Source organism: Niallia taxi, from assembly GCF_004005475.1.
GTDB classification, from domain to species: Bacteria; Bacillota; Bacilli; order Bacillales; family Cytobacillaceae; genus Niallia; species Niallia taxi.
Window position 1 is genome coordinate 20209 of the sequence record NZ_RZTZ01000006.1, and the last position, 11849, is coordinate 32057.

Annotated in this window: 11 protein-coding genes; 2 read left to right on the forward strand and 9 right to left on the reverse strand. The window is 37.8% G+C overall.

Translation table 11 applies throughout. From position 1 onward, the window contains the following. Window positions 1-50: 50 nt before the first annotated feature. Both budA and alsS read right to left on the reverse strand, forming a co-directional pair. Entirely contained in the window at window positions 51-818 is a 768-nt protein-coding gene (budA, locus tag EM808_RS15680; protein WP_127739397.1) for an acetolactate decarboxylase, read from the reverse strand. Window positions 819-868: 50 nt separating this feature from the next. Beyond that, window positions 869-2581 (reverse strand): acetolactate synthase AlsS, encoded by a 1713-nt coding sequence (alsS, locus tag EM808_RS15685; RefSeq protein WP_127739160.1) that lies wholly within the window; start codon window positions 2579-2581, stop codon window positions 869-871. A 147-nt stretch (window positions 2582-2728) separates the two neighbouring features. Between alsS and alsR the strand changes: the two genes are divergently transcribed. After that, window positions 2729-3616, forward strand: a complete 888-nt coding sequence (gene alsR / locus EM808_RS15690; protein WP_127739161.1) for an acetoin biosynthesis transcriptional regulator AlsR — start codon at window positions 2729-2731, stop codon at window positions 3614-3616. 370 nt (window positions 3617-3986) lie between these two features. Here the strand turns inward: alsR and EM808_RS15695 are convergent, their stop codons facing one another. Beyond that, on the reverse strand, window positions 3987-4898 hold the full coding sequence (locus tag EM808_RS15695) for a LysR family transcriptional regulator (protein WP_127739162.1): 912 nt from the start codon (window positions 4896-4898) through the stop codon (window positions 3987-3989). 123 nt (window positions 4899-5021) lie between these two features. Between EM808_RS15695 and EM808_RS15700 the strand changes: the two genes are divergently transcribed. Next, window positions 5022-6065, forward strand: coding sequence for a 2,3-butanediol dehydrogenase (locus EM808_RS15700; protein WP_127739163.1), 1044 nt, complete (start codon window positions 5022-5024; stop codon window positions 6063-6065). A gap of 61 nt (window positions 6066-6126) precedes the next feature. On the opposite strand, the gene EM808_RS15705 is transcribed toward EM808_RS15700, so the two are convergent. From EM808_RS15705 to EM808_RS15730, 6 genes are all read right to left on the reverse strand, one after another. Continuing rightward, window positions 6127-6507, reverse strand: a complete 381-nt coding sequence (locus tag EM808_RS15705; RefSeq protein WP_127739164.1) for a VOC family protein — start codon at window positions 6505-6507, stop codon at window positions 6127-6129. 32 nt (window positions 6508-6539) lie between these two features. After that, on the reverse strand, window positions 6540-7100 hold the full coding sequence (locus tag EM808_RS15710) for a maltose acetyltransferase domain-containing protein (RefSeq protein ID WP_127739165.1): 561 nt from the start codon (window positions 7098-7100) through the stop codon (window positions 6540-6542). Window positions 7101-7126: 26 nt separating this feature from the next. Beyond that, window positions 7127-8347 carry an MFS transporter gene (locus tag EM808_RS15715; RefSeq protein ID WP_127739166.1) on the reverse strand — a complete coding sequence of 407 codons (1221 nt, stop codon included), beginning with the start codon at window positions 8345-8347 and terminating at the stop codon, window positions 7127-7129. A gap of 278 nt (window positions 8348-8625) precedes the next feature. After that, window positions 8626-9789: a Ger(x)C family spore germination protein gene (locus tag EM808_RS15720; RefSeq protein WP_225314724.1), complete on the reverse strand. Its 1164-nt coding sequence runs from the start codon at window positions 9787-9789 to the stop codon at window positions 8626-8628. 209 nt (window positions 9790-9998) lie between these two features. Then, on the reverse strand, window positions 9999-10751 hold the full coding sequence (locus EM808_RS15725) for an SDR family oxidoreductase (protein ID WP_127739168.1): 753 nt from the start codon (window positions 10749-10751) through the stop codon (window positions 9999-10001). 707 nt (window positions 10752-11458) lie between these two features. Then, complete coding sequence (locus tag EM808_RS15730) at window positions 11459-11824, reverse strand: copper resistance protein (RefSeq protein WP_225314716.1); 366 nt, start codon at window positions 11822-11824, stop codon at window positions 11459-11461. Window positions 11825-11849 lie beyond the last annotated feature (25 nt).

The window sequence follows — 11849 nt, forward strand, 5'->3', positions numbered from 1 at the left end:
GACTATGAAAGACAGTTTTTGGAGATATTCATACGTTAACACTTGTTTCTTTATCTTTTTTCAGGGCTTCCTTCTGCTTCAGCTATATCACTGGCTAAATCAGCACGATCTATATCCGCTTTGAAAAATTCTTCTGTTTCAGGCAGTCTTAAATTCAAGTACTGCTTTTTAGAAATGCGAATTGTAGCATTCTCCACTGTATAGTCAAAAACATGACCGCCGGTGCTTCTATTTTTATCAATAAAATGCAAATGATATCCAGCAACTGCGATACCATGGGCATATTGTGGAGTGCGGAAGCCAGCAATCGTTCCCTCGATGTTTTCAAAGTCAAAAATCGGCTGTGTTTTTACCGCTTCAATCATCGGCACATATGGCTTTTCCTGTACCTCAACTGTTCTCGTTTGAACCTTTTTAAAAACACCATCCATTCTAATCGCATAAAAAACATTTTTACTAGGGAGAAGTTTGTCTAATTCCTGCTCCAGTTCTTCTAATGTTAATTGGCGGTTTACACGGTGTGTAATCTCTGTTTCAAAAAATGTGATCGAGCAAAATGGTGATTTATCCTTTTCCTTAACTGGTGTTGCAGTTCCATCTGAACGGAGTCGATAGAACTCACCGTCAAACCCTATTAATTCACCATCGAGTTTATTAAAGGTGCCAATACCAAAGTCTCCATGTTCATGAATTTCCCCTAATGAAAAGTCTCCGTCATAAACACCATCCAGAAGCGCCGTCATGGTCGAAACCTGATAAACCTCCTGCTTCTGATCTTCGTTGTTCTCTATAATGTCAGCATGTAAAGTTTTAACCATTTCCATGCATCATCACCTCAATCTTAAAAAATATAATGCTTGGATGCCTTTTATGAATGCCAAAGCTCTCTTTCAACTGCTTGCTGTTTGAAATAATCCGGCCATTTTTGATTTGCCAAATCGATATTTTCGCTATAGTCAATTGGGATGTCAATGATAACAGGTCCCTCCTGCTGCAGCCCCTTTTCAAGAACCTTTGACAGCTCTTGTGGAGAGTTTACCCTAAGTCCTGTTGCACCAAAACTTTCTGCATATTTAACGATGTCAATTGGTCCGAATTCGACACAGGAATCTCGGTTATATTTCATAATCTGCTGGAAGGATACCATATCATATTTGCTGTCATTCCAAACTAAATGAACGATGTTAGCCTTCATCCTAACAGCCGTTTCAAGCTCCATAGCAGAGAACAGAAAACCTCCGTCACCAGATACAGAAACGATTTTTTTGTCTGGGTGCAATATAGCTGCACCAATTGCCCAAGGAAGAGCGACTCCGAGTGTCTGCATTCCATTTGAAATCAGCAGTGTATTTGGTTCATAGGAGCGAAAGTGACGTGACATCCATATTCCGTGTGAGCCAATATCACATGTAACAATCACGTCATCTGCAATTTGGCTTCTTAACGCATTGATTACCTGTAATGGATGGGACAGACCTTGCTTTTGAATTGGCTTTGGTGCTTCCATTTCTTCATGAAGATCTCTAAGTCTGGCAAGAAATTCATTTTTCTCGCCACTTATTTTTGCAGGCACAGAGAAAAAGTCTAATTCATCAACTGTCGAAGAAATGTCGCCAATCAATTCAAGGCTTGGCTGATAATAATGGTCAGCATCTGCCTGTATTTCATCTATGTGAATAATATTAGGATTATTATTTACGTTCCAAAACTTTGGATCATATTCAATTGGGTCAAAGCCGATTGTAAGAATAACATCTGCCTGCTCTATCAGAAGATCACCAGGCTGGTTGGCAAAAAGCCCTATCCGTCCATAATATTGAGCTTCAAGCTCTCTTGAAAGAGTGCCGGCACCTTGATATGTCTCAACAAAGGGTATGCCCAATGTACGGAGAAAGTTTCGGATTGATTTTACTGCTTTTGGTCTACTTCCTTTCATTCCTACTATGGCAATAGGAAGATTGGCGTTGTGTATTTTTGCAACGGCAGAACGGATGCTGCTATCTGCTGCTGCACCTAGTGTTGGTGCAGGCAGTGCTGCTAATGCTTGGACAGATGTTTCTTCTGTGACGACATCTTGAGGAAAGCTGATAAATGCTGCGCCTGCCTGGCCTGATTTAGCAGCACGAAAGGCATTTGTTAATGCTTCAGGGATATTCTTGACATCCTGTACTTCCACACTGTATTTTGTTACTGGTTTAAATAATGCAGCATTATCCAGCGATTGATGTGTGCGTTTCAATCTGTCAGCTCGAATGACATTACCTGCAATCGCCACAACTGGATCTCCTTCTGTATTAGCCGTCAATAAGCCTGTTGCAAGATTTGAAGCTCCAGGTCCTGAGGTTACGAGGCATACACCTGGATTTCCTGTCAGTCTTCCAACTGCTGCTGCCATAAATGCTGCATTTTGCTCATGTCTGCAAAGAATTAGCTCTGGTCCTCTGTCTTGCAGCACATCAAAAACAGCATCTATTTTTGCACCTGGTATAGCAAAAACATGTGTGACACCTTGAGCAATAAGTGTGTCAACAATTAGTTCTGCCCCTCGTCTTGTGATAATTGGTTGGTCCTGAAGGTTCATTCAGCTTCACTCCTTAAATTGAATTCCTTATAAAATTTGGAATTTCATGATATGATTTACTATACATTTCACATGATATTTTTTCCAATATCCATTAATCGTGGGATTGATATGTATTACGAATGAATCAGTAAGGTGGTTATAAACATGGAGCTTAGACACTTGCAGTATTTTAAAACAGTGGCAGAGGAGCTTCATTTCGGAAGGGCAGCTGCAAAACTTAATATGACACAGCCTCCGCTCAGCCAGCAAATAAAGCAATTAGAGGAGGAATTGGGCTTTCCCCTCTTTCATCGCTCCAGTCGGGCTGTGGAATTAACAACTGCCGGAAATGTTTTTTTAGGACAAATAACTTCTGTATTAAATCAATTAGACAGAGCCGTTGATACAGCGCGCCATACAGCAAGAGGTGAACTTGGAAAGATTATAGTCGGATTTGTCGGTACAGCAACATATGAAATTTTGCCGCCAGCCATAAAGGAATTCAGAGCTGTTTTTCCGTCGATAGATATTGAATTACGCCAATTATCTGCCCCAAATCAGCTAACCGCGTTATTAAATGGCGATATTGATGTAGGTTTTTCACATCCTCCTGTTACTAACTATGAACTAATCAGCAGAAGTCTTAAAACTAGTGAATGTGTTTTTGCCATCCCCAAAAATCATCACTTGGCAGAAAAACCTGCCATTTCCATGTCTGACATTAAAAATGAGCCAATCATTTCATTGTCAAAAGAAGCATGGCCCTCTCTGTACGAGGACTTTATCCAAATATGCAATAAAAATGGCTTTCATCCGAATATCGTGCAGGAATCAACTGAATATCAAATGGTCATTGGACTAGTCACCGCTGGCATCGGGATTGCCGTTGTACCTGATTCAGCTAAACGCCTGTTTAATTTAGATGTACTGTACAAAAAATTCGCACAAGACCAATTAACAGCAGAATGGATTCTTTCCTACAAAAGAGAAAATCATAATCCAGCCCTGTTTCATTTAGTCCATCATGTGTTAGAGCGCACAGACTTATTTTAAAGGGGAGAAATTCCATAAAGTTAAAAGAGCTTAGGACAATAAGTAACTAAGACCAATCACAAACCACCTATTTAAGTATTTCTGAATAAAAGTTCTTTCAGTATCTAAACTTCTTAGTGAAATGGAGCGTAGGCCACTCGACTCCAGCGGGAAATAGAGGAAAGGATGAGACCCCGCAGGCGAAGACGAGGAGGCACCATCCCTCCCCGCGGAAAGCGAATGGCAGAATTGCAATGAAACGAACTAATCTCAAGGTCCATCATTACAATTTTGAAGAAATTATTTATTAGTCGGGTGTAGATAGCTTATATTTTTCTTTATCCCAACCCCTTCCTCATAAGCAAAAAGGAGAAAGGCAATCCTTTCTCCTTTAACCATGAACACCACTATCCTTTATCGTTCTATGTATCCGCTTCAAAAACTCTCGTAATATCCTCGATAGCCCATTATTTGCATTATAAAAATATCCGAAGGAATACGTTTTATAATGAGGAGAAGCAAAGTTAATGACTACATACTTATCACTTCTAGACAAACCTGCATCTGTTTTAAATGCATAGTCAAACCCTATATTTATCGCTGTATTATTTTCCAAAGTATGCCGTATTGTATCGACATTATTTGTAGTAAATAAAATATCAAAAGGCAGTGAGCTGAAGCCTTTCATGAATTCGTTAATGTAGACATCATTATATAATACGATTGGCTGATCAATTAACATCTCTGCAGTTATTAGTTTATTTTGTGCCAATGGCGAATTTTTGTTTACCGCCACAACCATATGGCCATCGAGCAGCTTTTTGAATACAAGATTCCGATATTTCTTTTCTTCTTTTTCTGTATACGTAATAAAGCCAACATCCACCTCCCCTTCTAGCACTTTCTCAATTATATGCTCTGTACTGTTTTCATAAATAGATGCTTTAATATTAGGATATTCCCTTTTAATGTCTGAAATAAGATTAACGAGGATTTCCATTGGTCCGGGATATGTCGCTATCTTCATTTCACCATTCATCGTATTGGTGTAGGCTTCTGCCTCCTCCATAAACTCCTGAAGCTTCTGCAAAACAGAATTTGCCTTTTCTACTAGCTTATGACCTTCTTCTGTCGGAACTGATCCTCGTCTTGATCTGTGGAAAATACTAATATTTAATTCTTTTTCAAGATTTTTTATCGATTGACTCAATGCTGGCAATGTTATATGTAAATTTTCTGCCGCTTCCTTCAAGGAGCCTGTCCGAGCAATTTCAACCATATATTTTAATTGTTCAATATTCATATAAACCTCATATTTTTAGTTAAGCTGTCCTTAACCTTAGTTAATATTAACTAAATTTATCATAAGTGTTGTTAGCTGTATACTAATATATGTAAATAAACTACATAAGGGGTTGTTTTTTAGATGAAAGCGTTAAGATGGCATAATCAAAAAGATATTCGCTTGGAGGAAATAGACGAGCCGAAATTAAATCCAGGTCAAGTAAAAATGAAAGTGAAATGGTGCGGTATATGCGGCAGTGATTTACATGAATACTTAGGCGGACCAATTTTCATACCAGTTGATCAGCCTCATCCACTTACGAACGAGGTTGCACCTGTAACACTTGGTCATGAATTTTCTGGCGAAGTTGTTGAGGTTGGAGAAGGAGTAAACAATTATAAAGTTGGCGATCGTGTCGTTGTAGAACCGATTTTTGCTACACACGGACATCAAGGTGCATACAATTTAGATGAGAACATGGGATTTTTAGGACTTGCCGGTGGTGGCGGAGGTCTTAGTGAATATGTTGCTGTTGATGAGGAGCTCCTATTTAAGCTTCCAGATGATTTATCCTATGAGCAAGGTGCATTAGTTGAACCAGCAGCAGTTGCTTTATATGCTGTACGCTCTAGCAGAGTAAAAGCTGGTGATAAAGTGGCTGTATTTGGCTGTGGTCCAATCGGCTTGCTTGTTATCGAAGCATTAAAAGCTGCAGGTGCGACAGATATATATGCTGTTGAGCTTTCTCCTGAACGACAAGCGAAAGCAACGGAACTAGGAGCCATCATCATTAACCCTGCAGAGGTTGAAGATACAGTTGCGGAAATTGCAAGATTAACAGACGGCGGGGTGGACGTTTCATTTGAAGTCACAGGTGTGCCAGTCGTCTTGCGTCAAGCAATTCAATCTACTGGAATTGGCGGAGAAACAATAATTGTTAGCATCTGGGAAAAAGGCGCTGAAATTTTGCCAAATGACATTGTTATTAAAGAAAGAACTGTCAAAGGTATAATAGGCTACCGTAATGTCTTCCCAGCAGTGTTGTCACTAATGCAAAAGGGCTATTTCTCAGCAGAAAAACTAGTAACGAAAAAAATTGCCTTAGACGATGTTATTGAAGAAGGCTTTGAAAGCTTAATCAAAGAAAAGAACCAAGTGAAAATACTGGTTAAATCGGAACAATAAGTTTACTAGAATAAGGAAGCCACTGAATTCTTCAGTGGCTTTGTCCAATTTAATGTTCCTATTATACAGTCAGCTCAATTAAATTGCCTTCTGGATCTTCCATTACACTTTCATAGTAGCCATCACCCGTTAGACGCGGCCCATTATTATGACGGTAACCATCATTAATTAATCGCTCTGTCATTTCGTTAACAGCTTCTTTGCTTCCTAAAGAGATAGCAATATGTGCCCAGCCAATCATTTCACTTGCAGCTGCTTGATTAATACCTGACTTTCGCATGATTTCTAATCTTGCACCTGATTCAAATGCTAAAAAATAAGATTCAAAGCCTTTCACTTGATTATGGTACTTACTGTTTGCCTTGCCGTTAAAATAAGTTTCGTAAAACTCTTTCATCACTTCTAAATCCTTGACCCAAATAGCCACATGCTCGATTTTCAAGTTTTCCACCTCATCTTCGGAATTAATGTTTGTTATCCTTCAATATGCTTAATAATTCTTGCTGGGTTTCCGCCAACCACTACATTATCTGGTACATCCTTCACGACAACAGCACCTGAAGCAATCACAGCATTATCCCCTATAGTAACTCCTGGATTTATGATTGCACTTCCTCCAATCCAAACATTGTTTCCGATTGTGATTGGTTTCCCGTATTCTCTGCCAGAATTTCTATCTGCAGCATTCAATGGATGTGTCGCTGAATAAATTTGCACACCAGGTGCAAGCATACAATTATCTCCAAATCTTACTTCACAAACATCTAATATAGTGCAGTCGAAGTTTGCATAAAAGTTTTCTCCGACATATATATTGCCCCCATAATCAAAGCGTATATTCGGCTCCATATAAATGTTTTCGCCAGTAGAACCGAGTAATTCCTTCAGAATCTTAGTACGTTTTTCGCCTTCTGTCTCTAATGTCTGGTTATAAAGCCTAACCATTTGTCTTGATTTATTACGTTCTTCTGCCAACAAAGGGTCAGCTGGATTATACATTTCTCCAGCTAACATTTTTTCTTTTTCCGTTTTCATATTACTACCTGCCTTTTATATAAATATTAAGCTTTTAAACTAGTATCTTTTCCAATAATCTTTTTATAAAGTAAGCGATTTAAATTTTCAGTGCTTAACAGCATTGCTGCGGCAAAAATCAAAATGCATACAGGGAAAATACCTATCGTGAAATAAGACGATATAAATCCTAGCATTGGCGGTAAAAATGTAGTTCCTGTGTAAGCAACCGCCATTTGATACCCCATAATGGACTGCGAATGTTTTTTCCCGAAATGTGTTGGTGTTTCGTGAAGCATACACGGAAATATTGGTGCCAATCCTAATCCAATAATGATAAAGCCTACAAGCGAGAAAATGGATGGCAAAGGCAAAAACAGAATAATAGCACCAACTGCTGCTATTAATTGTCCAGATCGAATGAGCGCACGATTTGTCATTTTGAAGGTAATAAAGCCCGTGATAAACCTGCCAACAGTTATTCCAGCATAGTATAATGACACCCACTGGGCAGCAGCTGCCGCACTCAGCCCCTTCACATTAACCAAAAAACTGCTTCCCCACAGCCCCATCGTTGCTTCGACGCCGCAATAGAACAAAAAGGATGCAAGCGCAAGCTTTACCCCTTTCACTTGCAATGGTTTCAGCTCATTATTTTCTTCATGCCGAACAGCATTTGTTTCCATTATTTCATTTGAAGCAGCATTGTTGTTGTTATGTGTCACTCTCTTCCATAAAGGTAGTGTGATAAGGAGAATAAGCACTAACGCAAATTGAATACCAGAAATGGTAAGATACCCATTTCTCCATGAAGTCCCCTCCGAAATAAACTGTGCCATAATGACTGGACCAAGTGTTGCTCCAACTCCCCAGAAACAGTGCAGCCAACTCATATGATGCGCTTTATAATTCGTTGCAACATAATCATTTAATCCAGTATCAACGGCACCAGCACCCAATCCAAGGGGAATAGCGCAAAGTACTAACCAAGCAATGGATGGAGCAAATTGAAACCCTAATAAAGCACCGGCCGTCATGAAGACGCTCACAAATGTTACTTTACTAGTTCCAAATCGTTTAAGAACCTTTCCGCTTACTAAACTCGAAATAATGGTGCCGCCTGCAATCATCATAAACAGAAATCCAGCAGTTTCAAGGGGAACTCCAAGATCAGATTGCATAACAGGCCAAGCAGCTCCTAACAAGGAATCAGGCAGACCTAAACTGATAAAAGCTAAATAAATAATGACCAAAAGAAGTGTTGCCATTTTTTAACCTCACCATCATTAAATTGTGCTTACTAACCTTTTCTATTTTCCGTATACACACTTATTAAATCTTTTAAATAAGTATTTAATAACTTATTAAATTACTTTAATAAGAGACACATCCAATATAACATATAAAATTATCCAATTCAATTGCGTTTATAAAAAGCAAATGTTAATTAGTTTATATAATGCTCCATTAAAGTAACTAGTTAACATTTAACACATAGAAAAAGCTGCAAGCAGCAGCCGAAAATACCATCCTTAGAAATCCTACACTACTTTATGATAGCACTTTCCTTTCTTAATCCAGCCTGTTTTATTTCAGTGTCAAAATGTATACTTATTTTTGCCTTAGCAAAGCCTTCATCCCAATTGTCCCGATATTTTTTAAAATGTTTATAATCTTGATCTTTTAACCTCTCTCCTAAGCCAAAAATATCTGCATTATATTGCTCTCTGATTGTTTTGACAGTATCCAATATTTCTTGTTCCATTTTTTTATTAATACGTTCTTCATAACCCTCAAATGCGTGTGCTTTAGCCATATTTGTTAAGCATTCATTGTTTTGTAGACTTCCTTCTGTCTTAATGTTTATTGTAAAAGACGGTACACCGCCTTCTTCTGTTGCTATTACGTTAGTTTTCGATGTTGTTACGCGGAAGCCCATTTTTTTATCACCACTGCCACATGGAGAGGTTATCACTGTACTTTGTAAATTATTTTGGACCCAGAGCATATTTCTGACATCATAAATACTTATATAGCCAACTAGTTTACCGCCTTTTATAATGCCTAAAGAATCAACATCCACTTTATTTTCGGGTGTGACCGTTTTCATATTTTCTATATTGCCCCCTTTTTTTGGGTCACCTTTAACCTTCAATGCAACTAATACAGGAGTTTGCCCATCAGATTTATATATTCGAATAAAGTCATTGAGTCTAAGTTTCGGTGCACCGCCCCAATCTTTATAAATCGACACGAGCTGTGTATATATTTTTAATGAGGCACTTTTTTTGTACATATTATTTGTTTTTAAAACACTGGCAGCTTTACCGTCTCTTGCAATCACAATATCAAAATCATCACGAATTTCCCTGTTTCTGTCCATGAAATCCATGAATTCCATCATGCCTTTTTCTGCAACCTCTTCACCTATAACTAATACTCTCATATGAGATAGAATCATACTTTGTTCACTGATTACATTAAACTTATGGGTAAGTTCTGCAATCGTATTGCCCTCTAAAGTTTGTACATTTGCTGGCGCAAAGCCTTCAGCATTTCGCGGATTCACTTCTGAAGCAGCAGTAGTTTCCACCGTGAGTTTATATTTCTGATGTTCGCCTTTATCAACTGCCATTCCTGTAACAACAGAAACATTTCTCAATTCTTTACGATCCCAACAACCACTTAGTAGACATACTATTACTATCATTAATATTATTATTATACCTCTCAATTGAATCCCTACTTTTATACCTTTAGAGTAAGCCGCTATCTCTTATTTTGTTTCTTATTTCAGGTTCTATACGGTCATCTTTTTTATCATTTATTGCATGTGCTGCAGCGAGGTTGTAAAACAAAAAAGCTGTACTGGTGATTCAATCTAATCACTAATACAGCTTTATATTGAGTCTATTGTCTTCAACCTCTTATAAATCCACCTTCTGAATGGATTGTTTGACCTGTTATCCATCTTGCTTCCTCGCTTACAAGGTAAGCAATAGTACGAGCAACATCCTTAGGTAGCCCTATTCGTCCCATAGGAAATTTCGGAAGCAGCCCCTCTCGTATTTCATCTGTCATCCAAGTTGAATCGGTTGGACCTGGATTGACTGCATTAACAGTAATTCCTATAGATGCTAGCTCCTGTGATAAAGATCTAGTGAAAGCAGAAATAGCACCTTTGGTTGCCGCATACGCTAATTCATTTGGCATTGGACCAAGCTCCTGTCCTGATGTCATATTAACAATACTGCCTGCCTCTAATTCAGCCACTTTAAACCGCCGGGCAAATTCAACACAAAGCAGAAAAACGGTTCTCATATTGACTGCATAATGATCATCAAGAATTTTCCCATTAAGATTTTGATAGCCATCATTTGTAGAATGTGCTGCATTATTTATTAAAATAGCTGGAGTTCCTAGCTTTAATTCGACTGTATCCAAAATTGTATAAGCAGCATCTGGATGTGATAAATCAATTTTTAAGCATTCACATTGGCAGCCCATGTTCTTAATTTCTTGGCGGAAATTCTGTGCCCATAAATCATCAGAATTCCAATGTGTAAAGAATATATTTATGCCTTGTGAAGCTAATTTCCTGCAGATAGCTGTACCAATATCTCGTTCAGTGCTTGCTCCTGTTATAATCGCGTATTTATTATTTAGCATCATATTCTCCCCGCTCAGAAGGATACACAGATATGGAATAAGAGAGATGTATTATTTCAAAAAACAAAAAGACAGACCTCTGAGGTATCTGCCTAGTTAATGGAGATATTTAATTCCACACCACGCATCCTTTTAATGATATAAATTTCAAATTATAGACATAAATCTCCTGCGAACACTAAAGTTATATAGCTATTTATTTGTTTCATTTATTCATTAAAAAGTTAGCCACATGTAGAATATCAATTCCCCTTTCCTTCCATCTCTAATATTATTATAATGCTTTATGCGCTTACAATCCATTTATTATTAGGAATTTTCAGTCATATAAAAACCAATTTTTCCATAAAACATGGAATTATAAATAGAGGATGACTTAACAATTAGTTCGTTTCATTACGCTACACCCACTCGCTTTCCGCGGGGAGGAAGCTGAGCCTCCTCGTCTTCGCCTGCGGGGTCTAAGCCTTTCCTCTATTTCCCGCAGGAGTCGATTGGCCTCCGCTCCATTTCACTAAAGTTTATAATTATTGTTTAAAATTTAAATAATAAAAAAACATTCTATTAAAGATTAAATAGTTCTGTTTTAATTAGACTTAGTCACTTATGTCCCAATCTCTCCAACCTTTTTTTTACTTTTCACAGTAAGCCTTTGTTAAATGCTTTATACACAAATGATATTTAGAGATACTTCCTTTTAAACTAATACATTATTTTAAAAAGTAACCAAACCAAAAAGGTATGTTTATCCTTTTCGTATAATATAGTATTTTTATTAATAATATTATCTTGTCCACAATGGATAATTGGCTGTTTCTATTTGTCAGTGTATCCTCTGTTCTTTTCGAAAGCTCAGCCAGATAATTTGAAATCTTTATAAACCCTATGAATGAAGATGAAATTGCTTTTGGATTCCATTCACCAATACCATGTTCAGCAGTATATACTGAGAATGATTTTTTATTTATATCTATAAAGATTGGATCTCCTGATTCATCATGATATCCTATAACAAACCAATTTTCTCTCCATTCTCCATGATTTGTTCCAACTAGCGACCTTCCGTTACTGTCCATACTATAGCCTAACTGCATATCCTCT

Coding starts and splice junctions, on each gene's coding strand:
- budA (WP_127739397.1), bottom strand. CDS start 818: ATGGTTAAAACTTTACATGCTGACATTATAGAGAACAACGAAGATCAG.
- alsS (WP_127739160.1), bottom strand. CDS start 2,581: ATGAACCTTCAGGACCAACCAATTATCACAAGACGAGGGGCAGAACTA.
- alsR (WP_127739161.1), top strand. CDS start 2,729: ATGGAGCTTAGACACTTGCAGTATTTTAAAACAGTGGCAGAGGAGCTT.
- EM808_RS15695 (WP_127739162.1), bottom strand. CDS start 4,898: ATGAATATTGAACAATTAAAATATATGGTTGAAATTGCTCGGACAGGC.
- EM808_RS15700 (WP_127739163.1), top strand. CDS start 5,022: ATGAAAGCGTTAAGATGGCATAATCAAAAAGATATTCGCTTGGAGGAA.
- EM808_RS15710 (WP_127739165.1), bottom strand. CDS start 7,100: ATGAAAACGGAAAAAGAAAAAATGTTAGCTGGAGAAATGTATAATCCA.
- EM808_RS15715 (WP_127739166.1), bottom strand. CDS start 8,347: ATGGCAACACTTCTTTTGGTCATTATTTATTTAGCTTTTATCAGTTTA.
- EM808_RS15720 (WP_225314724.1), bottom strand. CDS start 9,789: ATGATAGTAATAGTATGTCTACTAAGTGGTTGTTGGGATCGTAAAGAA.
- EM808_RS15725 (WP_127739168.1), bottom strand. CDS start 10,751: ATGATGCTAAATAATAAATACGCGATTATAACAGGAGCAAGCACTGAA.
- EM808_RS15730 (WP_225314716.1), bottom strand. CDS start 11,824: ATGGACAGTAACGGAAGGTCGCTAGTTGGAACAAATCATGGAGAATGG.